Annotated in this window: 23 protein-coding genes and 6 pseudogenes; 11 read left to right on the top strand and 18 right to left on the bottom strand. The window is 73.2% G+C overall.

What is annotated here, in order from left to right:
- Window positions 1-47 precede the first annotated feature (47 nt).
- Window positions 48-425, bottom strand: a pseudogene (locus tag G5V59_RS34075) (aminoglycoside phosphotransferase family protein); the annotation flags it as partial.
- Window positions 426-562: 137 nt separating this feature from the next.
- On the opposite strand from G5V59_RS34075, the gene G5V59_RS34070 reads away from it, so the two are divergent.
- On the top strand, window positions 563-1,222 hold the full coding sequence (locus G5V59_RS34070) for a hypothetical protein (RefSeq protein ID WP_278259398.1): 660 nt from the start codon (window positions 563-565) through the stop codon (window positions 1,220-1,222).
- Window positions 1,223-1,231: 9 nt separating this feature from the next.
- Here G5V59_RS34070 and lepA read toward each other — a convergent pair.
- Window positions 1,232-3,112: pseudogene (gene lepA, locus G5V59_RS34065) on the bottom strand (translation elongation factor 4).
- Window positions 3,113-3,258: 146 nt separating this feature from the next.
- On the opposite strand from lepA, the pseudogene G5V59_RS34060 reads away from it, so the two are divergent.
- From G5V59_RS34060 to G5V59_RS34050, 3 genes and pseudogenes are all read left to right on the top strand, one after another.
- Window positions 3,259-3,474, top strand: a pseudogene (locus G5V59_RS34060) (PhoD-like phosphatase N-terminal domain-containing protein); the annotation flags it as partial.
- A 136-nt stretch (window positions 3,475-3,610) separates the two neighbouring features.
- Complete coding sequence (locus G5V59_RS34055) at window positions 3,611-4,387, top strand: alkaline phosphatase D family protein (protein WP_278259397.1); 777 nt, start codon at window positions 3,611-3,613, stop codon at window positions 4,385-4,387.
- Window positions 4,314-4,901, top strand: coding sequence for an alkaline phosphatase D family protein (locus tag G5V59_RS34050; RefSeq protein ID WP_278259396.1), 588 nt, complete (start codon window positions 4,314-4,316; stop codon window positions 4,899-4,901). Before G5V59_RS34055 ends, G5V59_RS34050 begins: the two co-directional genes overlap by 74 nt.
- Here G5V59_RS34050 and G5V59_RS34045 read toward each other — a convergent pair.
- The gene (locus G5V59_RS34045; protein WP_278259395.1) at window positions 4,826-5,395 is read right to left on the bottom strand and encodes a hypothetical protein; all 570 of its coding nucleotides are present in this window, start codon (window positions 5,393-5,395) and stop codon (window positions 4,826-4,828) included. The genes G5V59_RS34050 and G5V59_RS34045 overlap by 76 nt on opposite strands.
- Window positions 5,396-5,418: 23 nt before the next feature.
- On the opposite strand from G5V59_RS34045, the gene G5V59_RS34040 reads away from it, so the two are divergent.
- Window positions 5,419-6,369, top strand: a complete 951-nt coding sequence (locus tag G5V59_RS34040) for a hypothetical protein (protein ID WP_278259394.1) — start codon at window positions 5,419-5,421, stop codon at window positions 6,367-6,369.
- A gap of 163 nt (window positions 6,370-6,532) precedes the next feature.
- Complete coding sequence (rpsT, locus tag G5V59_RS34035; RefSeq protein WP_278259393.1) at window positions 6,533-6,793, top strand: 30S ribosomal protein S20; 261 nt, start codon at window positions 6,533-6,535, stop codon at window positions 6,791-6,793.
- A 358-nt stretch (window positions 6,794-7,151) separates the two neighbouring features.
- On the opposite strand, the gene G5V59_RS34030 is transcribed toward rpsT, so the two are convergent.
- From G5V59_RS34030 to G5V59_RS33990, 9 genes and pseudogenes are all read right to left on the bottom strand, one after another.
- A complete protein-coding gene (locus G5V59_RS34030) occupies window positions 7,152-7,853 on the bottom strand; it encodes a hypothetical protein (protein ID WP_278260236.1) in 702 nt (233 codons plus the stop codon).
- A 29-nt stretch (window positions 7,854-7,882) separates the two neighbouring features.
- Window positions 7,883-8,227 carry a hypothetical protein gene (locus G5V59_RS34025; RefSeq protein WP_278259392.1) on the bottom strand — a complete coding sequence of 115 codons (345 nt, stop codon included), beginning with the start codon at window positions 8,225-8,227 and terminating at the stop codon, window positions 7,883-7,885.
- A gap of 199 nt (window positions 8,228-8,426) precedes the next feature.
- Window positions 8,427-9,140, bottom strand: a pseudogene (locus G5V59_RS34020) (ComEC/Rec2 family competence protein); the annotation flags it as partial.
- Window positions 9,136-9,693 (bottom strand): annotated as a pseudogene (locus G5V59_RS34015) (ComEC/Rec2 family competence protein); the annotation flags it as partial. The pseudogenes G5V59_RS34015 and G5V59_RS34020, both read right to left, overlap by 5 nt.
- Window positions 9,694-10,223: 530 nt before the next feature.
- Complete coding sequence (locus tag G5V59_RS34010; protein WP_278260235.1) at window positions 10,224-12,074, bottom strand: DegV family protein; 1,851 nt, start codon at window positions 12,072-12,074, stop codon at window positions 10,224-10,226.
- Window positions 12,075-12,173: 99 nt separating this feature from the next.
- A pseudogene (gene leuS, locus G5V59_RS34005) lies at window positions 12,174-14,578 on the bottom strand (leucine--tRNA ligase); the annotation flags it as partial.
- Between the two features lie 43 nt (window positions 14,579-14,621).
- Window positions 14,622-15,281, bottom strand: a complete 660-nt coding sequence (locus G5V59_RS34000; protein WP_278259391.1) for an ATP-binding cassette domain-containing protein — start codon at window positions 15,279-15,281, stop codon at window positions 14,622-14,624.
- 213 nt (window positions 15,282-15,494) lie between these two features.
- Complete coding sequence (locus tag G5V59_RS33995; protein WP_278259390.1) at window positions 15,495-15,836, bottom strand: ABC transporter transmembrane domain-containing protein; 342 nt, start codon at window positions 15,834-15,836, stop codon at window positions 15,495-15,497.
- The gene (locus tag G5V59_RS33990) at window positions 15,833-16,258 is read right to left on the bottom strand and encodes an ABC transporter transmembrane domain-containing protein (protein ID WP_278259389.1); all 426 of its coding nucleotides are present in this window, start codon (window positions 16,256-16,258) and stop codon (window positions 15,833-15,835) included. Before G5V59_RS33990 ends, G5V59_RS33995 begins: the two co-directional genes overlap by 4 nt.
- Before the next feature lie 385 nt (window positions 16,259-16,643).
- Between G5V59_RS33990 and G5V59_RS33985 the strand changes: the two genes are divergently transcribed.
- From G5V59_RS33985 to G5V59_RS33975, 3 genes are read left to right on the top strand one after another with little or no spacing between them, the layout of a single operon-like run.
- A complete protein-coding gene (locus tag G5V59_RS33985; RefSeq protein WP_278259388.1) occupies window positions 16,644-17,297 on the top strand; it encodes an SDR family oxidoreductase in 654 nt (217 codons plus the stop codon).
- Window positions 17,249-17,521 carry a hypothetical protein gene (locus tag G5V59_RS33980; protein WP_278259387.1) on the top strand — a complete coding sequence of 91 codons (273 nt, stop codon included), beginning with the start codon at window positions 17,249-17,251 and terminating at the stop codon, window positions 17,519-17,521. Before G5V59_RS33985 ends, G5V59_RS33980 begins: the two co-directional genes overlap by 49 nt.
- On the top strand, window positions 17,437-18,276 hold the full coding sequence (locus tag G5V59_RS33975) for a chromate transporter (RefSeq protein ID WP_341351360.1): 840 nt from the start codon (window positions 17,437-17,439) through the stop codon (window positions 18,274-18,276). The genes G5V59_RS33980 and G5V59_RS33975 overlap by 85 nt, the downstream gene beginning before the upstream one ends.
- Before the next feature lie 76 nt (window positions 18,277-18,352).
- Here the strand turns inward: G5V59_RS33975 and G5V59_RS38330 are convergent, their stop codons facing one another.
- From G5V59_RS38330 to G5V59_RS33950, 6 genes are all read right to left on the bottom strand, one after another.
- On the bottom strand, window positions 18,353-18,580 hold the full coding sequence (locus tag G5V59_RS38330) for a hypothetical protein (protein WP_341351098.1): 228 nt from the start codon (window positions 18,578-18,580) through the stop codon (window positions 18,353-18,355).
- Between the two features lie 231 nt (window positions 18,581-18,811).
- Window positions 18,812-19,111, bottom strand: a complete 300-nt coding sequence (locus tag G5V59_RS33970) for a GNAT family N-acetyltransferase (protein WP_278260233.1) — start codon at window positions 19,109-19,111, stop codon at window positions 18,812-18,814.
- Between the two features lie 74 nt (window positions 19,112-19,185).
- Window positions 19,186-19,347 carry a hypothetical protein gene (locus G5V59_RS38325; protein WP_341351097.1) on the bottom strand — a complete coding sequence of 54 codons (162 nt, stop codon included), beginning with the start codon at window positions 19,345-19,347 and terminating at the stop codon, window positions 19,186-19,188.
- 21 nt (window positions 19,348-19,368) lie between these two features.
- Complete coding sequence (locus G5V59_RS33960) at window positions 19,369-20,964, bottom strand: peroxidase family protein (RefSeq protein WP_341351359.1); 1,596 nt, start codon at window positions 20,962-20,964, stop codon at window positions 19,369-19,371.
- A gap of 189 nt (window positions 20,965-21,153) precedes the next feature.
- Entirely contained in the window at window positions 21,154-21,423 is a 270-nt protein-coding gene (locus tag G5V59_RS33955; protein WP_278259386.1) for a hypothetical protein, read from the bottom strand.
- A 23-nt stretch (window positions 21,424-21,446) separates the two neighbouring features.
- Window positions 21,447-21,842, bottom strand: a complete 396-nt coding sequence (locus G5V59_RS33950) for a Fur family transcriptional regulator (RefSeq protein WP_278260232.1) — start codon at window positions 21,840-21,842, stop codon at window positions 21,447-21,449.
- A gap of 122 nt (window positions 21,843-21,964) precedes the next feature.
- Here G5V59_RS33950 and G5V59_RS33945 point away from each other — a divergent pair, with 122 nt between their 5' ends.
- Window positions 21,965-22,147 carry a hypothetical protein gene (locus tag G5V59_RS33945; RefSeq protein WP_278259385.1) on the top strand — a complete coding sequence of 61 codons (183 nt, stop codon included), beginning with the start codon at window positions 21,965-21,967 and terminating at the stop codon, window positions 22,145-22,147.
- A 29-nt stretch (window positions 22,148-22,176) separates the two neighbouring features.
- Entirely contained in the window at window positions 22,177-22,533 is a 357-nt protein-coding gene (locus G5V59_RS33940) for a 1-acyl-sn-glycerol-3-phosphate acyltransferase (protein WP_278259384.1), read from the top strand.
- Window positions 22,534-22,568 lie beyond the last annotated feature (35 nt).

Genomic DNA, 22,568 nt, shown 5'->3' with positions numbered 1-22,568 from the left:
CCGAGCGCTTGCTCGACCAGTCGGCGCGGGACCGGCACCGTGGCGGCGTCGCGGCCCAGCGCCGCGGCCCACCGCTCGACGTACGACGCCTGCGTGCGCAGCTGCGGCAACGGCCGCACGTGCAGCAGCGGGTAGAGCCCCGCCACGACCTCGGCCGCCTCGACGTCCCACTGCTCGGTGAGGTCCGCGCGGTCCAGCCGCTCCAGCAGCATCGCCCGGCGGCCCGGGTCGGCGCGCAGCAGGCGCACCGCACCGCGTCCGTGCCAGTGCTGGAGCGCGAGGTGCTCGTGCTCGGACTCCTCGTCCGGCAGGCCGATCTTGAGCGCCGCGGGGGTGCCGTCGGCCGTCGTGACCGGCAGGACCAGCGAGCAGAAGCCGTGCCAGGCTCTCGGCGCCGGCCGTGAGGTCCCAGTCCTCCAGCACACCGCGGGTGATCGCCGGGAGGGAGTCCAGCCAGGCCGCCCACTCCGGGCCGAGGTGGCGCTGGGCGTCCAGCGCGGGCGGGACGGTCACGGGCACGCGTCCATCCCAGCACAGGGGTGGGCGACGTACCGTGCAGGTCATGCGGTCCGAGGACGTACGACGCGTCGAGTTCCGGCACCTTCGTGCGCCCGGCCGAGGAGACGGGCACCGGCCGGCCCCGGGTCGAGCACCTGCTGGGCTACGTCGTGCGCTCCTCCGCCGGGCTGGTGCTCCTCGACACCGGCATGGGCGACGCCGGCCCGGAGACCGAGGCGCACTACCGCCCCGACCGGGTCCCGTTGCCCGACGCCCTCGCCCGGGTCGGTGTGGACCTGGACGACGTCGCCGTGGTGGTCAACTGCCACCTGCACTTCGACCACATCGGCGGCAACCCGCTGCTCGCCGGCCGCCCGATCCTGGCCCAGCGCGGCGAGCCTGGACACCGCACGCGGGCCGGGCTACACCGTGCCGGAGCTCGTGGACTTCACCGGCGCCCGCTACGAGCCTGCTCGACGGGGAGGCCGAGGTCGCGACCGGGCTGCTCGTCGTGCCGACCCCGGGGCACGTGGACGGCCACCAGTCCCTCGTCGTCACCTGCGCCGACGGGACGGTGGTGCTGGCCGGCCAGGCCCACGACAGCGCCACGGAGTGGGCCGCGCACGCCGCCTCGGAGCGGCCGAGCCCCTGGATGCGCAGGATCTTGGACCTCGACCCGCGCCGGGTGCTCTTCGCCCACGACCGCACGGAGTGGCGGCCCTGAGCCGGCGCCCTACTTCTTCGGCTTGTCGCCCGCCGGGCCCGTGGTGGAGAGCGCGGCCACGAAGGCCTCCTGGGGGACCTCGACGCGGCCGACCATCTTCATCCGCTTCTTGCCCTCCTTCTGCTTCTCCAGCAGCCTTGCGCTTGCGGGTGATGTCGCCGCCGTAGCACTTGGCGAGGACGTCCTTGCGGATCGCGCGGATGTTCTCGCGGGCGATCACCCGCGCGCCGATGGCCGCCTGGATCGGCACCTCGAACTGCTGCCTGGGGATGAGTCTCCTTGAGCTTTGCCGGCCATCATCACGCCGTAGGAGTAGGCGGCGTCCTTGTGGACGATGGCGGAGAACGCGTCGACCGGCTCGCCCTGCAGCAGGATGTCGACCTTCACCAGGTCGGCGGCCTGGTCGCCGGAGAACTCGTAGTTGAGCGAGGCGTAGCCCTTGGTCTTGGACTTGAGCCTGGTCGAAGAAGTCGAAGGCGATCTCGCCCATCGGCAGCACGTAGCGCATCTCGACCCGGTCCTCGGAGAGGTAGTCCATGCCCTGCAGCGTGCCGCGCTTGTGCTGGCACAGGCTCCATGATCGTGCCGATGAAGTCGGCGGGCGCGAGGACGGTGGCGTCGACGATCGGCTCGCGGACCTCGGCGATCTTGCCGTCGGGGTACTCGCTGGGGTTGGTGACGGTGAGCTGGGTGCCGTCCTCCATGACGACCTCGTAGACCACGTTGGGCGCGGTCGAGATGAGGTCCAGGTTGAACTCGCGCTCCAGCCGCTCCCGGGTGATCTCCATGTGCAGCAGGCCGAGGAAGCCGCAGCGGAAGCCGAAGCCCAGCGCGCCGGAGGTCTCCGGCTCGAAGGTCAGCGCCGCGTCGTTGGTACTGCGCATTCTCCGGGGCGTCACGCAGGGTCGGGTAGTCGTCGCCGTCGATCGGGTAGAGGCCGGCGAAGACCATCGGGTTCGGGTGCTCGTAGCCGCCGAGGGGCTCCTCGGCCTGGCGGCCGTTGACGGTGACGGTGTCACCGACGCGCGACTGGCGCACGTCCTTCACCCCCGTGATGAGGTAGCCGGTCTCGCCCACACCGAGCTTCGCCGCCTTCATCGGCTCCGGGCTGATCACGCCCACCTCGAGCATCTCGTGCAGCGCGCCGGTCGACATCATCTTGATCTTGTCGCGGTGCGAGAGCCTCCCCGTCGACCACCCGGACGTAGGTCACCACGCCGCGGTAGGTGTCGTAGACGGAGTCGAAGATCAGGGCCCGGGCCGGGGCGGACGCATCGCCGACGGGCGCCGGGACCGACCTGACGATCTCGTTGAGCAGGGCCTCCACGCCGACGCCGGTCTTGGCGGAGGTGAGCAGGACGTCCTCGGGCTCGCAGCCGACGAGGTTGGCCAGGCTCCGCGGCGTACTTCTCCACGTTGGCGCTGGGCAGGTCGATCTTGTTGAGCACCGGGATGATGTGCAGGTCGGCGCCCATCGCGAGGTACAGGTTCGCCAGGGTCTGGGCCTCGATGCCCTGCGCGGCGTCGACGAGCAGGATCGCGGCCTCGCACGCCTGCAGCGAGCGGGACACCTCGTAGGTGAAGTCGACGTGGCCCGGGGTGTCGATCATGTTGAGGATGTAGGTGCCCGGCTCGGCGCCCGCCTCGTTGTCGGCGCTCACGGTCCACGGCATCCGCACCGCCTGGGACTTGATCGTGATGCCGCGCTCGCGCTCGATGTCCATCCGGTCGAGGTACTGCGCCTTGGCCTCGCGCTCGCCCACCACACCGGTCAGCCTGCAGCATCCGGTCGGCGAGGGTCGACTTGCCGTGGTCGATGTGCGCGATGATGCAGAAGTTGCGGATGATCGCGGGGTCGGTGTGACCGGGCTGCGGGACGGTGACAGACATGGTCGGGCCATTCTTCCAGGGCCGGACGGGTTCAAGAATTCGCCGCCCGCGGTTGGCCGGGCGTTCGCCGTACGACGACAGGCTGGCCAGCATGGACCCGGCCCTCCCCCCCGCACCCCGCTCCTGCCCGTCTCGACCGCCGCGGGATGCTCCGCGGCGCTGCGCTGACCGCAGGCCTGACCGCCCTCCCCGCACTCCCGGGAGCCGCGGCCGCCGCTCCCCTGCTCGTGCGCCGCGACCGTCCCGTGCTGCCCCTCGGGGTGCAGTCGGGCGACGTACGGCCGGGCGGCGCGGTGCTGTGGACCAAGGCCGACCGGCCCGCTCGGCTGGTCGCCGAGATCAGCCGCGACCCTTCCTTCCGCCGGGCGCGCACGGTGCGCGGGCCGGTCGTCACCGCTGCCACCGACTTCACCGGGCAGACTCGACCTGCACGGCCTGCCCACCGGCACCGACCTGCACTACCGGCTGCGTGCGGTCTCCCTCGACGACCACCGGGCCGTGAGCGAGCCGGTCGCGGGCCGGCTGCGGACTGCACCGGGGCGCGGCGACGACGTCCGCTTCCTGTGGTCGGGCGACATCGCCGGCCAGGGGTGGGGCGTCAACCCGACGTACGGCGGCTTCCGGATCGCGCACGCCATGCGGGCCCGCAACGCCGACTTCTTCCTGTGCAGCGGCGACAACGTCTACGCCGACGGCCCGGTCCAGTCCTCCGTCGCGCTCCCCGACGGCTCCACCTGGACCAACCTCGTCATCCCGGAGAAGACCAAGGTCGCCGAGACGCTGGCGGAGTACCGCGGGCAGTACCGCTACAACCTGCTCGCCGACAACTGGCGTGCCTTCCTCGCCGAGACCGCGCAGGTCGTGCAGTGGGACGACCACGAGGTGACGAACAACTGGTACCCCGGCGAGGTGCTCGACGACGCCCGCTACACCGAGAAGCGCGTCGACGTGCTCGCCGCCCGCGCCCGGCGGGCCTTCCACGACTACACCCCGGTCGCGCCGATCTCCCCCGACCCGGACGGCCGGGTCTACCGGGTCATCCACTACGGGCCGCACCTGGACCTGTTCGTGCTCGACATGCGCACCCACAAGGACCCGAACACGGCGAACACCGAGACCTCCCGCGACGGCGGCGTGCTGGGGCGGCGGCAGACCGCCTGGCTGATCGATGAGCCTGCAGCGCTCGCGGGCCACCTGGAAGGTGATCGCCAACGACCTGCCGCTCGGGCTCGTCGTACCGGACGGGCCGTTGCAGGAGGGGCTGGCCCAGGGTGACGACGGCGCCCCGCTCGGCCGCGAGGGTGACATCGCGCAGGTGCTCACCGCGCTGTCCCGCGCCGGGATCCGCAACCACGTGTGGCTGACCGCGGACGTGCACTACACGGCCGCCCACCACTACTCGCCCGACCGCGCGGCGTACCAGGACTTCGACCCGTTCTGGGAGTTCGTCTCCGGACCGCTCAACGCCGGCGCCTTCGGGCCCAACAAGGCTGGACGGCACGTTCGGCCCGGTCGCGGACTTCGTCGCCGCTCCCCCGGCGCCCAACGCCTCCCCGGCGGCGGGCTTCCAGTTCTTCGGCGAGGTCGAGGTGGACGGTACGAGCCGACGGCTCACGGTCACGCTGCGCGACGTCGAGGGCGCGGCGCTCTACACCCGGACGCTGGACCCGGCGCGGCGCTGAGGCGGCTCGGAGGGCGGCTCGGGAGGGCGGGTCAGAGGGCGGCGAGCATCCCCTCGGCGACCGCCTTGCCGGCGGCCTGGTCCGCGCCGGCGACGCCCACGAGGTAGTGCTCGCCGAGGGCGACGACCTGGCGGCCGCGCTCCTGCCAGTACGCCTCCCGGCCGATGCCCGGCGCCGGATCGAGCACGCCCCCACCGGCCTGGCGCCGGAGCCGGGCGAGGGTGGCGTCCCACCCGGTGGCGACCTCCACGGCGAGGACCACGCCGGCCTCGAAGGTGCAGGTCCTGCGCTGCGCCCGGGCGGGCCCGGCGACGGTGCCCTCGCCCGGGTCGGCACCGAGCAGGTCGGTCAGCCTGCTCGGTGTCGAGCAGGGTGCAGGGGTCGGGCAGGCTCGCCGGCCGGCGCGGCCTGCGAAGCCGGTGCCGTCGGTGCCGCGGCCTCGGTGCTCGGCGTCGTCGTGGACCCCGTGCTCGGCGCCCGCTCCGGATCGCTCAGGGCGTCGTCGTCCGACCTGCCGCAGCCGGCGAAGGACAGGGTGGTGAGGGCCAGGGAAGCGAGGGCGAGCCGCGGAAGCATGGCCGGAAGCGTAGTGGCGGCGCACGCCCGGCCCTGGTCCGCCATCATGTGCGCGTGCCTCCTCCCCGGATCCCCCACGGCCGCACCGCCCGGCGGGTGCAGTGGGCGCACCTGCCCCCACGGGTGCGGGCAGCGATCGAGAGGCGCCTGGGCGGAACGGTCGCCTCGGCGCAGTCGCAGGACGGCGGGTTCACGCCCGGGTTCGCCTCCGTCCTGACGCTCGAGGACGGCAGCCGGCACTTCGTGAAGGCGGCGTCGGGGACGGCGCAGCGGGCCTTCGCCGCGTCGTACCGCGACGAGGCGGTGCAGGCTCGCGGGCCTCCCGGCCGGCGTACCGACCCCGCAGGCTGCTGTGGACCGACGACGTCGAGGACTGGTTCGTGCTCGCCACCGAGCACGTCGAGGCGCGCGCCCCGCACCGCCCTTGGACCGACGACGACCTGGCCCTCGCCACGGAGCCTGACGCTCACCACGGCGGCCGCCCTCACCCCGGCTCCCACCGGAGCGACGAGCGCCGCCGAGGAGTTCGCCTCCTGGCCCGGTCTGTGGGACGTCATCGACCACCCGCGGGCCGCGGAGATCGGCGCCCTCGCGGCGGCCTGCACCGAGGTCGTCACGGGCGACACCCTCGCCCACACCGACGTCCGCGACGACAACATCCTGATCGTCGCCGACGGCGCCGGGGAGCGGGCGCTGCTCTGCGACTGGAACTGGCCTGTCCGCGGGCCCGCCTGGCTGGACTCCCTGCTGCTGCTCGTCGGCCCGCGCGGGGACGGTCTGGACGTGGAGGCCCACCTCGCGGCGCACCCGCTGCTGTCCGGCGTACCGAGTGAGGAGATCGACGTCGTGCTCGCGCTCGTGCTGGGCTACTTCACCGCCTCGGCCGCCCAGCGGGTGCCGCCCACCTCGCCGTACCTCCGGGCGGCGCAGGCCTGGCAGCGCGACGTGATCGACGACTGGCTGGCCGAGCGGCGCGGCTGGCGGACTGAGGCGCGCTGAGCCGGTCGGTGGGCACGATTTGGGAGCGGTGTTCGCCCGCTGTTAGCCTTGCTGGTCGCGTCATCCCTGTGCGCGCGCCTGCCCCCGCGGCGGGACGCACCCCGCACGACCGACGCGCTCCGGACCAGACCAGCATTCCTCCGACAGACAAGGCACAGCACCCGTGGCCAACATCAAGAGCCAGATCAAGCGCAACAAGCAGAACGAGAAGCGCCACGAGCGCAACAAGGCCGTCAAGTCCGGCCTGAAGACCGCGATCCGCAAGTTCAACGAGGCCGCCGAGGCCGGCGACAAGGACAACGCCGTCGCGCTCGCGCAGGACGCCACCAAGAAGCTCGACAAGGCTGCTTCGAAGGGCGTCATCCACAAGAACCAGGCTGCCAACCGCAAGTCGGCGATCACCAAGCGGGCCGCCGCTCTCTGAGCCGCCCGTCCTGGCTCCGGTCCGGAGCCATCACGTCGAGGGAGTCCCCGTCCGGGGGCTCCCTTCGTGATTTCCCCCGCTGCTACGAGCGGCGCAGGGCGGTGATCGTCAGGACCAGCCGCTCGAGGGCGTACGACGCGTCGCTCGCCGCCCCCTTGATGTCGGCATCCGCCTGGGCCACCGCGCGGATCGAGCGGGCGAGCCCGGCCTCGGTCCAGCCCCGGGCCTGGTCGCGCAGGGAGCGCAGGCTTCCACGGCGGGACGCCGACCTCGCGCGCCAGGTCGGCGTCGCGCATCCCTCGCGGCGCGCTCACCAGGCGGGCCAGCCCGCGGGCGCTGCCCGCGAACGCCGAGGTGATCAGCACCGCGGCGGTGCCCGCGTCCAGCGCCCAGCGCAGGCTCCTCCAGCGCCGCCCGGTCGCGGCCGGCGAAGGCCGCGTCGGCCACGGCGAAGGACTTCGCCTCCGCGCGGCCCCCGAAGTAGCGGCGGACCTGCTCCTCGCCGATCCGCTCCCCCGGGAAGTCGTTGGTCAGGCTGGGAGGCGGCGCCGGCGAGCGAGCGCAAGTCGCGCCCGACCGCCTCGATGAGGACGACGGCCGCCTCACGGTCGATCGTCGCGCCGTGGCGGCGCACCTCCCCTGCGACGAAGCCCGGGAAGTCCGAGGGCTTGAGCTCCTCGGACTTGTGCTCGGTCACCGGTCCTGAGCTTTGCGCAGGCTTGGTCAGCACGCCGCTGCCCTTCTGCCCGCCGCCGTGGACCAGGACCAGGGCAACGTCCTCGACGGGCGCTCCGGCATAGGCCACCAGGCCCTCGACCGACTCGTCGGGCAGGTTCTCCAGGTTGCGCACGACCACGCAGCGCACCGCGGAGAACAGCGACGGCGCGGCCATCTCCCCCAGCGAGGCCAGGGTCAGGTCGGCGGCGGAGGCATCGGAGAACTCCGCCTCCGCGTCGTGCTCACGCACCGCGGCCTTGACGTCCTCGACGGTGCGGGCGCCGAGGAACTCCTCCTTGCCGGTGACCAGGATGACCCGTCCCAACACGTCCGCGGCGCGCATGGGAGACACCTTCCCACACGGGTCCGACGTCACCGGCGGGTGGCGGTGGCGACCGAGCCGTCCGGTCGTCGTACGACGGCGAGATCTCCCTCCTCGTCGGTGCGGTGCACGTCCGCGCCGGCCCCGGCCAGCAGCCGGAGGAGGCCCTCCGCGGGGTGCCCGTAGTCGTTGTCCGCGCCCACCGACACCAGCGCCACCTCCGGGCGCAGCGAGGTCAGCCAGCGCTCGTCCTGGTGCCGGCTGCCGTGGTGCGGGACCTTGAGCACGTCGACGTCCAGGCCCGGCAGCAGCCGCGCCAGCCGCTCCTGACCGGGCGGCTCCACATCGCCGGTCAACAGCATGCGGAGGCCGCCCGCATCGACCACGAGCACCACGCTGGCGTCGTTGGCCGAGCCTGCCGTCGCCCGCGCCCGGCTGCTCGGGCAGGTCCGGGTGGAGGACCTGCAGGCTCGCCTGCCCCACCCGCCACACCGACCCGTACGACGCCGGGCGCACCGGCACGCCCACCGCCCCGGCGGCGTCGCGCACCACCGTCACCCCACCCGGCGGGTCGAGCACCGGGCTGGTGACGATCGATGCCACCCGCCGCCCGCGCAGCACCCCCGGCAACCCGTCGACGTGATCGGCGTGGAAGTGGGTGAGCACCAGCAACGGCACCTGCTCCACCCCGAGCCGGTCCAGGCAGGCGTCCACCGCGTCCGGGTCCGGCCCGGCATCCACGACCACCGCCGCGCCCGGCCCGGCCGCGACTGCCAGCGCGTCGCCCTGGCCCACGTCGCAGGCGACCAGCAGCCACCCCGGCGGCGGCCACCCGCGCAGCCCGCGCGGGAGCAGCCGGCCCGGGATCCCGAGCAGGACCGCGACCAGCACCACCGCGAGCGCGACCGCCACCGTCCGGTGCCGGACGAGGCGGGGCAGCCCGAGGGCGACGCCGGCGCACAGCAGCACCAGCAGCGTGATCGCCCACGGCCCGCTCCCCCAGCCCACCGCGGCACCGGGCAGGGCGGCACCGCGCTGGGCGACCTCGACGATCGCCGCGACGCACCAGCCGGCCGTCGTACCGATCAGGGAGGCGAGGGCCGGCCACACCAACCCGACCAGACCGGCGAGCAGGCCGAGCACGGTGGCCGGGCCGACCGCCGGGCCGGCGAGCAGGTTCGCGGGGACGGCCACCAGGCTGACCTGGTCGGACAGCACGGCGATCACCGGCGTGCAGGCGAGCCTGCGCGGCGGTCGGCACCGCCACCGCCTCCGCGAGGAGCCGGGGCAGCCCGCGCGCGAGAGCATCGCTCAGCGGTGGGCCGACCAGCACGATCCCGCCCGTGGCGAGCACCGACAGCGCGAACCCGGCCGAGGTCGCGAGCCCGGGATCGACCAGGACCAGCACGACCAGGGCCATGCCCAGTGCCCGCAGGCCCCGCCGCCGCCCGTCGGGGCCGAAGGCGAAGAGCCCGACCGTGCCCATCGCGGCGGCCCGGAGCACGCTCGGCTCCGTGCGGGCCAGCAGCACGAACCCGGCGATGCCGGCCGCGCCGACCAGCGCCAGCCAGCGGCCGCGCACGCCCACGGCCCGGGCGAGCAGCAGCAGCGCGCCCACCACCAGGGTGAGGTTGGTGCCGCTGACGGCGGTCAGGTGGGTCAGCCCGGTCGTGCGGAAGTCGGCCTCGAGCTCGTCCGGCAGGGCGGACTCGTCCCCGTCGACCAGCGCGGGGACGAGCCCCGCCTGTGCCGGTGGGCGTCCGGCGACCGCCGCGCGGATCGAGGCGCGCAGCGCACCGGAGGCCCGCCACCAGGGGTCGGGACCGCGGATCCGGACGGGCGCACGGGAGGACAGCAGCACGGCCGCGACGCCGTCGTCGTCCGCCGGCGCGAGCCGGCCGTCGGCGCGGACCCGTTCGCCGAGCGCGACGCCGCTCCAGACCGGGTCGCCCAGGACGACGATCGTCCCGCCGAGGCGGCGGCGGACTCCGCGCGTGGTCGACTCGGTGACGCGGAGCCGGACCGCGACCCGGTCACCCCACTGCCCCTTGACGGGTCGTGGGTCGGAGACGACGGTCGCCACCACCCGCGCCGTCGCGTGCTCGGCGCCACGCTCGTGCAGCGGGCTGGTCGTGACGGCCTGGTGGCGCAGGAGCGCCCCGACGAGGACGGCGGTGGCCACCAGGAGCGCGGCCAGCAGGAAGCGGGCCCGGCGGGTGGCGAGCACGGCGGTGGTCAGCACGAGCAGCCCGGCGAGCAGCCAGCCAGTGCGGGCCGGGAGGCCCGCGGCGAGGCCCGCCAACCAGGCGGCGGCCCCGAGGAGGGGCGCACGCAGGTCGTGACGGGGCGGGCGAGGCGGTGCGGGAGCGGGGCCGGCCACCGCTCACACCGTCACGTACGGCGTGAGGCGGGCCAGCGTCTTCTCCCCGATGCCATCGACCTCCAACAGGCTCCTCGACGCTGGTGAACCCGCCGCGCTGCTCGCGAAAGGCGATGATCGCCTGCGCGGTCACCGGGCCGACCTGCGGCAGCGTCTCCAGGCTCGGCCTGGCCGGCGGTGTTGAGGTTGACCAGCGGCCCACCGGACGCCGGCGCGGCCGATGCCCCCGACGGCCCCGGTCCCCCCGCAGGAGCGGCCGGCGGCGCGGGAGCGCCGACGACGATCTGCTCACCGTCGACGAGCACGCGGGCGAGGTTGAGACCGGTGGTCGCGACACCGGGACGCGCGCCGCCGGCGGTGCGCAGCGCGTCAGCGACGCGGGAGCCGGGGGCCAGCACGACGATCCCGGGGCGTCGTACCTTGCCGGCGACGTCCACCGTCACCGAGGCGCCCGAGGTCGGTGGGAGCGGGGTGGCGGTCGTGGCACCGCTGGTCAGCGCGGCGGGCCCGGCCTCTGCGGTGGTGACGAGCGGGGTCGACACCTCCCCCGCCACCGGTACGACGCCCGGTCCCGGGTCCGCGCGGACCACCCACCAGGCGGTGACGGCCAGTCCGAGCGCGACGACGACGGCGACCACGGCGACGTGCGCGGGCGCCAGCGACGGCAGGAGGTCACGGAGCCGGCCGGTTGAGGGCAGCACACGCCGTCGCGCGGCGTGCCGCCCCGGCACCGGGAGCGCCGGCGGGTCGGGCTCCTCTGCGCCCACGAGCGGAAGGGCCGCGGCGATGTGCGTGTGGTCGGCCCACCAGGCGTCCTCGGACCCCGGTGCGGCTGGCTCCTCGACCGGCGCCGTGCCGGCCGCGATCAGCGCGAGGCGGCGGGAGGCGGCGTCCTGAGGGGCCGGCAGGGAGCGGTCGGGGCGGGCGCGGCGAGGGTGCATGGCGGCACCGTAGGGAGGGAAGGTGGCGCGGCCGGGCGAAGCCGGGAACGGCTGTGGAGAGAGCGCCGGCGCGGGCGCGCTGTGGAGAGGAAGGGGACGTTCAGGTGTCGGACGGGGCAGGAAGGACGGGCGCGACGCAGATCGCGAGCATGCCCGGGCCGACGTGAGCGCCGAGGACCCCGCCGAGCTCGACGCAGCGCACCGGACTGCCGTCCCGGCCCGGGACCAGCCGTTCGCCGAGGCTCCTCGGCCAGGCGCTCGGCCATCGCCAGCGCCCGCTCCTCGGCCGCGAGGTGGGCGACGCAGACCTCGACCTGCTGCTCGCCCGCGGCCTCGACGGCCATCGCCTCCAGGCTGGGCGATCGCCTTGGCCGCGGTGCGGACCTTGGCCCGGGGCGCGATGACACCGTCGACGATGCCGAGCAGCGGCTTGACCGCGAGCACCCCGCCGAAGACGGCGGCGGCGGCGCCGACCCGGCCACCGCGGCGCAGGTACTCCAGGGTGTTGACGTAGAACAGCGAGGTCGCCGACGCCGAGCGCCCCCGCGCCGCGGCCGCTGCCTCTTCGAGGCTTCCACCGGCGGAGAGCACCGCATGGGCCGACTCGACGGCGTACCCCGTCGCGACGCCCACCTGCCGGGTGTCCACGCAGGTCACCGGCACCGGCGCGGTCCGCGAGGCCACGAGCGCCGACTCGAAGGTGCCGCTCACCTCCGCGGAGAGGTGCACGGACAGGATCGAGGTGGCGCCCTCGGCCGCCAGCCGCTCGTAGAGCTCGGAGAAGACCGCCGGCGCCGGCCGCGAGGTGCTCACCGCGCGCTTCTCGCGCAGGGCGGCCGCGACCCGCTCGGGGGTCGCCGCCTCCGAGCCCTCGTCGTGCACGTCGTCGTCGATCACCACCTGCAGCGGTACGACGCTCACGTCGCACGCCTCGTCCACCCCGGGCTGCAGGTGCGCCGTGGAGTCGGTGACGAGAGCGGTGGTCCCCACGACGGAGATCACACCACGATGTTGACGAGCCTTGGGAGCGCGGACGATCACCTTGCGGACCGCACGACCGTCGATCGCCTTCTGCACCGCGGGGTCGGCGAGCGCCAGCGCCTCCAGGTCTGCCTCGCTGATCTCCGGCGAGACCTCCAGGCGGCCACGCACCTTGCCCTGGATCTGGACCACGGCGGTGACCGCGTCGTCGACCAGCAGACTCCGGCTCCACGGACGGCCACGTCGCCTGCGCGACCGACGGCTCGTGGCCCAGGCGCTCCCACATCTCCTCGGCCGTGAACGGCGCGACCAGGGACAGCAGGATCGCGACGGTCTCGGCCGCCTCGCGCACCGCCGGGTCGGCCGGTCCGCAGCCCGAGTCGATCGCCTTGCGGGTGGCGTTCACGAGCTCCATCGTGCGCGCGATGACGACGTTGAAGCGGTAGGAGTCGAGCAAGCTGCGCGGCCTCGTGCACGGTCTTGTGGGTGACCTTGCGCAGCGCCAGGTCGCCGTCGGCGAACGACACCCCGGGCGCGGAGGTCACGTCGCCGGAGAGCCGCCAGGCGCGCTGCAGGAAGCGCGCGGAGCCGGCCGGGGAGACGTCCGCCCAGTCGACGTTGTCCTCCGGCGGGCTCGCGAAGACGAGCGTCAGCCGGATCGCGTCCACCCCGAACTCCGCCAGCCTGCGGGCCCAGCGCCACGCCGTTGCCGAGCGACTTGCTCATCTTGGCGCCGTTGTTGATCACCTTGCCCTGCGAGAGGTACGACGAGAACGGCTCGTCCCAGTCGATCAGCCCCAGGTCGCGCAGCACCTTGGTGAAGAAGCGGGCGTAGAGCAGGTGCAGCACCGCGTGCTCGTCGCCGCCGAGGTAGAAGTCGATCGGCCCCCACGCCTTGGCCAGCGCGGGGTCGAAGGCCTGGGTGTCGTCGTTCGGCGAGAGGTAGCGGAAGAAGTACCACGACGAGTCGACGAAGGTGTCCATCGTGTCGGTGTCGCGCTCGGCCGGGCCACCGCAGGTCGGGCAGGCCACCTCGACCCACTCGCGCGCCGCGCCCAGCGGCGAGGTGCCCTTCGGCTTGAGGTCCGCGCCGCGCAGGCTCGGGCAGGCTCGACGGGCAGGCTGGTCCTCGGGGACCGGCACCTCGCCGTCGACCGGGCAGTGGATGATCGGGATCGGCGCTCCCCAGTAGCGCTGGCGCGAGAGCAGCCAGTCACGCAGCCGGAAGTTGACGGTGCCCTGCCCGTGGCCGTTGGCCTCCAGGGCGGCGATCGCCTTCGAGACCTCGCCGGCCTTGTCGTAGGGCTGCTCGTCGTCGTAGACGGCGACGATGGGCAGGCCGAACTTCTCCGCGAACTCGCGGTCGCGCTCGTCGTGCGCGGGCACGGCCATGATGGCGCCGGTGCCGTAGTCGGCCAGCACGTAGTCGGCGGCCCAGACCGGGATCTGCTCCCCGGTCAGCGGGTTGGTCGCGGTCACGCCGAGGTCGACGCCGGTCTTGGGACGGTCGGTGGCGAGGCGGTCGATGTCGGAGGCCTTGCGGACGTCGGCGAGGTAGTCCTCCAGCGCCTGCGCCCGGTCCGGGGCGACCAGGCTGCTGGGCGAGCTTCGCGTCGGCCGCGACCACCATGAAGGTGGCACCGACCAGGGTGTCGGGCCGCGTGGTGAACACGGTGATGGGGTCGTGCCCGGCGATGTCGAAGGTGACCTGTGCGCCCTCGGAGCGGCCGATCCAGTTGCGCTGGGCGTTGACGACCTTGTCGATCCAGGTCGGCTGCAGGTCGTCCAGGGCGTCGTAGAGCTCCTGGGCGTACTGCGTGGTCCGGAAGTACCACTGGGTCAGGCTCGCGCTTGGTGACCTCCGCGCCGCAACGCTCGCAGGTGCCGTCGGCCAGCACCTGCTCGTTGGCCAGCACCGTCTGGTCGTTGGGGCACCAGTTGACCGGGGAGTTCTTGCGGTAGGCCAGGCCCTGCTCGCGGAACTTCAGGAAGAGCCACTGGGTCCACCGGTAGTACTCCGGGTCGGAGGTGTGCAGCCGGCGCGACCAGTCGAAGTCTGGTGCCGTAGCGCTTCATCGAGGCGAGCCTGGGTCTCGATGTTGGCATAGGTGTACGTCGCGGGGTGCTCGTCGTTCTTGATGGCGGCGTTCTCCGCCGGCAGGCCGAAGGAGTCCCAGCCCATCGGGTTGAGGACCTCGTAGCCGCGGAAGCGCCAGTAGCGGGCGAGCACGTCGTGCAGCGCGAAGACCTCGGCGTGCCCCATGTGCAGGTCGCCGCTGGGGTAGGGGAACATCGTCAGCGCGTAACGCTTCTCGCGCTCCCCGGCGAGCACGGCGGCGTCGTCGGCCCGGAAGACGTCGAGTCTCCTCCCAGACGGGAAGCCACTTCTCCTCGACGGCATGGACGTCGTAGTGGACCTCGGAGGGCGCGACCGTTTCACTCACGCGGTCAGGATATCCGTCCCGGGCGGTGCCTCAGGCCACGGCCTCACCGGTCTGGACGCGCCACAGCGCGGCGTACGCGCCGTCGCTCGCGACCAGGCTCGTCGTGGGTCCCCGCCTCGATCACGCGGCCGGCGTCGAGCACCCAGATCCGGTGCGCGTGGCGGACCGTGGAGAGCCGGTGCGCGACGACCAGGGTGGTGCACCTCTCCCCCGCCCGGCGCAGGGACTGCTGGATGGCGGCCTCGGTCTCGTTGTCGACCGCGCTGGTGGCCTCGTCGAGGACGAGCAGGGCCGGCTCGCGCAGCAGCGCACGGGCCAGCGCGATCCGCTGCCGCTGGCCGCCGGAGAGGGTGACGCCGCGCTCGCCCACCCAGGTGTCGTAACCCTCGGGCAGGCCGTCGACGAAGGACGCGACGGCTGCCGCCTCGGCGGCGGCGACGACCTGCTCGCGGGTCGCGCCGGGGCGGCCGTAGGCGATGTTGTCGGCCAGCGAGCCGGAGAAGAGGTAGATGTCCTGGGCGACGTAGCCCACCGAGCCGCGCAGCGAGTCCCAGTCGAGGTCGCGCACGTCGGTGCCGTCGAGCAGCACCGCCCCGGCACGTGGGTCGTCGAAGCGCAGCACGAGGCGCAGCAGCGAGGACTTGCCGGCACCGGTGGAGCCGACGATGGCGTGCGTCTCCCCGGCCGGTACGACGAGGTCCACGTCGTGCAGGACGTCCGGCCCGTCGGCGTACCCGGCCCGGACGCCGCGCAGGCTCGACCCGCCCGCGCACCGGTCGCTCCAGGGTGGCCGAGCCGGCGGGGACGGTGACCGGCTCGGCGAGGAGGGCCAGGATCCGTGCGGTCGAGGCGCGGCCGCGCTGGTAGAGGTCGAGCACCTCCGCGACGTCGGTCATCGGCCACAGCAGGCGCTGGGTCATGAAGACGAGCACGGAGTAGAGCCCGAGCCCAGGTCGCCGTCGAGGGTCTTCCAGCCGCCGAGCAGCAGGGTGCAGGTGAAGCCGGCGAGGATCGCCATCCGCACGATCGGGACGAAGGCGGCCGAGGAGCGGATCGCGCGCAGGTTGGTCTCGCGGTAGGCCGCGGACACCCGCTCGATGCGGTCGCGCTCGCGGTCCTCGGCGGTGAAGGACTTGATCGTCGCGATGCCGGCGAGGTTGGCGCTCAGCGCCCCGGAGAGGTCGGCGACCGACTCGCGCACCTTGGCGTAGAGCGGCTCCAGGCGGCGCTGGAAGACCAGGGAGCCGGCGATGATCACCGGGATCGGCAGGAAGGCCAGGACGAGCAGACTGCCAGGAGGCGACGGCGAACACGATGCCGACGAGCAGCACGTTGAGCGCGGTCTGCAGGATCGCGGGCAGGCCGATGTCGAGCATCCGCTCGAGTCTGGTTGACGTCGTCGTTGAGGGTCGCCAGCGTCGAGCCGGACGCCCGCGACTCGTGCCAGCCCAGGTGCAGGTGCTGAGCGTGGTCGTAGGCCTCGACCCGCAGGTCGTGCTCGACACCCTGGGCGAGCCCGCGCCAGAGCACCGCGGCGACGTACTCGGAAGCGGACTCGACGACCCAGACGGCGAAGTTGATCGCCGCCAGCCAGGCGAGTCTGGGCGTGCCGGGACTCCACGCCGAGCAGGTCCGCGGCGAAGGAGCCCGACCCGCGCACCACCACGTCGACGGCCGCACCGATCAGCAGACTCGGGGACGACGTCGGCCACCTTGTTGACCGTCGACATCACGATCGCGAGCACGAACCGGCCGCGGTAGCGCCGGTAGCGGGCCCACAGCGCGCCGAGCGGTCGTTCGGTCACCGGGTCCACGGGAGTCCTTACCTCGAGGGCGAAAGTTAGGCATACCTTAGAAGGCCGTGTCACCGGCCCGATGCCCGGGGCCGCTACCGTTCGCCCCATGACCGTCACCGACCTGTTCCGACTCGACGGCAAGGTCGCCGTCGTCACCGGCGCCGACTCCGGGCTGGGCGTCGACTTCGCCAAGGCCCTCGCCGAGGCCGGCGCCGACGTCGCCCTCGGCGCCCGCCGCGTCGAGCGCCTCGCCGACACCGCCGAGTCTCGTGGAGGCCGCGGGCCGCCGCGCGCTGTCCGTGCAGACCGACGTCGCCGACGCCGCGTCCTGCCAGGCGCTCGTCGACGCGGCCATGGCGGAGTTCGGCCGGGTCGACATCCTCGTCAACAACGCCGGTGTCGGGACCGCCGTGCCCGCCACGCGGGAGACGCCCGAGCAGTTCAGCCAGGTCATCGACATCAACCTCAACGGCGACTACTGGATGGCCCAGGCCTGCGGCCGGGTGATGCAACCGGGCTCCAGCATCATCAACATCTCCTCGGTCCTCGGCATCACCACCGCCGGGCTCCCCCAGGCCGCGTACGCCGCCTCCAAGGCCGGCGTCATCGGGCTGACCCGCGACCTGGCCCAGCAGTGGACCGGCCGCAAGGGCATCCGGGTCAACGCGATCGCGCCGGGCTTCTTCGCCTCCGAGATGACCGACACCTACCCGCCCGGCTACCTGGAGTCCCAGCAGGCCCGGATCCCCGCGGGCCGCAAGGGCGACCCGCGCGAGCCTGGCCGCGACGCTGGTGTTCCTGGCCTCCGACGCCGCCGGGTACGTCACCGGGCAGACCCTCGCGGTCGACGGCGGCATGACCATCACCTGAGCCGGTGCACCGCGTCCGTGACGTCGCCGCGGTCTTCCTGCGGCTCGGGCTGATCGCCTTCGGTGGCCCGGCCGCGCACACCGCGCTGATGCGCGAGGAGCCTGGTCCGGCGCCGGCACTGGGTCACCGACCAGCGCTTCGCGGACCTGATGGGCGCCACGAACCTCATCCCGGGGCCCAACTCCACCGAGCCTGGCGATCCACCTCGGCCACGAGCGGGCCGGCTGGCGCGGGCTGCTCGTCGCCGGGGTCGCGTTCATCGTGCCGGCGGCGGTGATGGTGACCCTGCTGGCCTGGGTGTACGTCGAGCAGGGCGACACCCCGGCCGTGGAGGGCCTCCTCTACGGCGTCGTCCCGGTCGTGGTCGCCGTCGTCGTCTGGGCGATCGTCGGCCTCGGCAGGACAGTGCTGTCCTCGTGGTGGCTCGCGCTGCTCGCGGGGATCGCCCTGGCGGCGTACCTGCTGGGGGTCAACGAGCTCGTGGTGCTCTTCGCCGGCGCGGCGCTCGTCGCGGCGGTCCGCGGCGTGCGTGACCTGACCCGGCGCGGGCCGGCGGCCCTCGCGCTGCCCCTGCTCGTCGCGGGCACCCAGCAGGACGGGCGGCTGACCGAGTCTCTTCCTCACCATGCTCAAGATCGGCGCCGTCCTCTACGGCAGCGGCTACGTGCTGCTGGCCTTCCTCGAGGGCGACTTCGTCGACCGGCTCGGCTGGGTCACCCACCAGCAGGTGCTGGACGCGATCTCCGTCGGGCAGGTGACGCCGGGCCCGGTGTTCACGACCGCGACCTTCCTCGGCTACGTCGTGGCCGGGCTCCCGGGCGCCTTCCTGGCGACGGTGGCGATCTTCCTGCCGTCGTTCGTGTTCGTCGGGCTGCTCACCCGGCTCACCGACTGGCTGCGCTCGCGGGCGTGGACCAGCGCCCTGCTCGACGGCGTCAACGCCACCGCGCTCGCGCTGATGGCCGGCGTCTCGCTCCAGGCTCGGACGGGCCGGGCTGGTCGATCCGCTCACGGTGGCCCTCTTCGGGCTGACCCTGCTCGCGCTGTGGCGCACGAAGGTCAACAGCGCCTGGCTGATCGCGGCCGGGGCGGCCGTGGGCGTGGCGCGCTACTTCACAGGGTGATGACTGGTGATCGAGATCCGGTTGAAGGCGTTCATCGTGATCGCCACCCAGGCGACGGCGCTGTAGGCCTCGTCGCCCAGGACGGCGCGGGCCTGGTCCTCGGCGTAGACGCGGTCGAGCGGATCGGGCAGCCGGGTGATCGACTCGGCCGCCTGCAGCGCCGCGCGCTCGCGCTCGTCGAAGAGCGCGGTCTCCTGCCAGGCGTCCAGCACCGCGATCCGTCGCTCGGACTCCCCCGCCTCGATGGCACGGCGGTGGTGCAGGTCCAGGCAGTAGGCGCACCCGTTGACCTGGGAGACACGCAGGTTGAGCAGACTCGACGAAGCGGCGGTCCAGGCCCGCGGCCTCCGCGGCCGCCCCCGCCTGGTCCGAGAGCGCCGCCGCCGCCTTGTACGCCGCCGGGACGGCCTTGTCGAGGAAGACGTGGCGTCGTGCGGGCGCGCTCATGCCGCCGGGTCGGTGATGTCGTCGTACTCGGGGTGCTTGGTGAGCCACTTCGCGACGTAGGGGCAGTGCGCGATGATCCGCTTGCCCCGGGCCCGGACGTCGGCGAGCGCGAACTCCACCACGTGCCCGGCGAGCCCCTGGCCGCCGTAGGAGTCGTCGACCTCGGTGTGCACGAAGTCGACGTGGACGTCGTCGGGCAGGCGGTACTGCGTGAAGCCCGCGAGCGTCTCGCCGTCGCGGATCTCGTAGCGGTGGTGCTCGGGCGCGTGCACGTAGGTGATGCCGGCGTCGGTCATGGCGCCATCCTGCCGCACGCCGGAAATGCGAGGAGGCCGCCCGGCGAACCGAGCGGCCTCCTGTGCGGTGCGGGTCAGCGCAGGTCGAAGCGGTCCAGGCTCCATGACCTTGACCCAGGCGGCGACGAAGTCCTGGGCGAACTTGTCCTTCGCGTCGTCGCTGGCGTAGACCTCGGCGAGCGCCCGCAGCCTGCGAGTTCGAGCCGAAGATCAGGTCGGCCGCGGTGGCGGTCCAACGGACCTCACCGGTGGCGGCGTCACGGATCTCGTAGCCGTGCTCCTCGGTCTCCGAGGCCTTCACGACCGCGCCGGGCGCGAGCAGGTTGGTGAAGAAGTCGGTGGACAGCACACCGGGCTTGTCGGTGAGCACGCCGGCAGTGGAGCCGCCGACGTTGGTGCCGAGGGTGCGCAGTCCGCCCAGCAGGACGGTCGACTCGGGAGCCGTCAGGTCCAGCATGTACGCACGGTCGAGCAGCAGCGTCTCCAGCGGCGGACTTCTCGCCCGGGCGGGCGTAGTTTCGGAAGCCGTCGGCGCGGGGCTCGAGGACCGCAAACGACTCGGCGTCGGTCTGCTCCTCGGTGGCGTCGGTGCGGCCCGGCGTGAACGGGACCGTCACGTCGTACCCACCGTCCTTGGCGGCCTTCTCGACGCCCGCCGAGCCGGCGAGCACGATGAGGTCGGCCAGCGAGATCTTCTTCTCACCCTGCGCGTCGAAGGCGGCCTTGACCTCCTCGAGCTTTGCCGAGGACCTTGGCGAGCCTGCTCGGGCTGGTTGACCTCCCAGTCCTTGAGCGGGGCGAACCGGATCCGGGCGCCGTTGGCACCGCCGCGCTTGTCCGTGGAGCGGAACGACGCCGCGGAGGCCCACGCGGTGGAGACCAGGCTCGGCGACGGTGAGACCGGAGTCCAGCACCTTCGCCTTGAGGTCGGCCACGTCGGCGTCGTCGACCAGCGGGTGGTCGACGGCCGGCACCGGGTCCTGCCACAGCCTGCGCCTCGGGCACCCACGGGCCGAGGTAGCGCTCGACCGGGCCCATGTCGCGGTGGAGCAGACTTGTACCAGGCCTTGGCGAAGGCCAGCGCGAACTCGTCGGGGTTCTCCAGGAACCGGCGCGAGATCTTCTCGTACTCCGGGTCGAAGCGCAGCGCGAGGTCGCTGGTCAGCATGGTCGGCTTGCGCTTCGGGGAGTCCGCGGCCGGGCCGGGGATGATCGCCTCGGCGTCCTTGGCGACCCACTGCTTGGCGCCGGCCGGGCTCTCGGTGAGCCTCCCACTCGTAGCCGAAGAGGATCTCGAAGAAGCGGTTGCTCCACTCGGTCGGCCGGTCGGTCCAGGTGACCTCCAGGCCGGAGGTGATCGCGTCGGCGCCCTTGCCGGTGCCGTACGACGACAGCCAGCCCAGGCCCTGCGCCTCCAGCGGCGCGCCCTCCGGCTCGGGGCCGACGAGCTCGGGGTTGCCCGCGCCGTGGGTCTTGCCGAAGGTGTGACCACCGGCGATGAGGGCGACGGTCTCCTCGTCGTTCATCGCCATGCGGGCGAAGGTGTCGCGGATGTCGCGGGCCGAGGCCAGCGGGTCCGGGTTGCCGTTGGGGCCTTCGGGGTTGACGTAGATCAGGCCCATCTGGACCGCGCCGAGCGGGTTCGAGAGGTCGCGCTCACCGGAGTAGCGCTCGTCGCCCAGCCAGGTGTCCTCGCTGCCCCAGTTGATCTCCTCGGGCTCCCACACGTCCTCGCGACCGAAGGCGAAGCCGAAGGTCTTGAAGCCCATCGACTCCAGGGCCACGTTGCCCGCGAGCACGAGCAGGTCGGCCCAGGAGATCTTCTGGCCGTACTTCTGCTTGACCGGCCACAGCAGGCGGCGGGCCTTGTCGAGGTTGCCGTTGTCGGGCCAGCCTGTTGAGCGGGGCGAAGCGCTGCGCGCCGTCGCCCGCGCCGCCGCGGCCGTCGTAGATGCGGTAGGTGCCGGCGGCGTGCCGAACCAGACGGATCATCAGGCCGCCGTAGTGACCGAAGTCGGCGGGCCACCAGTCCTGCGAGGTGGTCAGCACCTCGGTGACGTCGCGCTTGAGCGCCTCGACGTCGAGCCTTGGCGAACTCCTCCTTGTAGGAGAACGCCTCGCCCAGCGGGTTGCCGGCCGGGGCGTGCGCGTGCAGCACCGACAGGTCCAGCCTGGTTGGGCCACCAGTCCTGGTTGGTCCGGGGACGATGGGTCTTGGGCGTCGGCGACGACAGCGCCGGGTTCTCGCTCTCGCTGCCCTCCGGCGTCACGCCGTCGTGGGCGACGGGGCAGCCGGACTGGTTCTCGGACATGCTCAACCTTTCGAGGTGGTCGGTCAGGTGCGGACGGAACATTCGGGGCACAGGCCCCAGTAGATGACCTCGGCCTCGTCGATGACGAAGCCGTGGGAGTTCGAGGCGGTCAGGCAGGGGACGTGCCCGACGGCGCAGTCCACGTCGGCGATCGAGCCGCAGGAGCGGCACACGACGTGGTGGTGGTTGTCGCCGGTGCGCGTCTCATAGCGCGCCACGGAGCCGGCCGGCTTGATGCTGCGCACCAGCCCGGACTGGGTCAGCGTGTGCAGGGAGTCGTAGACCGCCTGGTGCGACACGTCCGGCAGGTGCGAGCGCGCCGCGGCGATCACCGTCTCCGTGTCGGCGTGGGGGTGGTCGTGCACGGCGGCCAGCACGGCCAGGCGCGGCCGGGTGACCCGGAGCGCAGCCTCCCGCAGCCTGCTGGGAGAAGTCGGGCCGGTGCATGACGACCATCCTGCCACTTTTCTTGAATGAGTCAAGACTGAACAGGCCGCGTGTCGCCCGGCTGAAAGCCGCACGGCGGGGTACCGGTCGCGGCATGGACACCGCAGCAGTCGCCATCTTCCTCGGCGCCGTCGTCGCCGTCTTCATCGTCGGCGGGCTCCTGTGGGCCTTCTTGGCCGACCGCAAGCGCAACGAGGACGTGGCCAACGACACCGAGCGCATGTTCCCCGACCCGACGGCGCCGCCCGCCGACCCCTCGGACCGCCACGGCGGCTGAGCCGTACGCCGTACCGCTACGGTCACCTCATGGCACATCCCATGAGGGTCCGGCGCACCGTCGCACGCGGACTGCTCCGCCTCACCCGCTGGCGCCTGGTCGGCCAGGTGCCCGAGAGCGGGATCCTGGTCGGCGCACCGCACACCTCGCAGTGGGACTGGGTCGCCATGCTCATGATCGCCTGGGCCCACGGGGTCCGGCCGCACGTGCTCGTCGCGGACCGCTACTTCAAGGGTCTCGTGGGCTGGGTGCTGCGCCACACCGGCGGCATCCCGCTCGACCGGTCGAGCCCCGGCGCGACCATCCGCGCCCTCCTCGTCGCGGCAGAGCAGGACGACGCCTTCCAGGCTCGTCATCGCCGCCGAGGGCACGCGGAGCAAGGGTGAGTTCTGGAAGGCGGGCTTCTACCGGATCTCCCAGC

It is taken from the genome of Nocardioides convexus (genome assembly GCF_011090295.1).
This window is presented reverse-complemented; position numbering and strand designations above follow the sequence as displayed.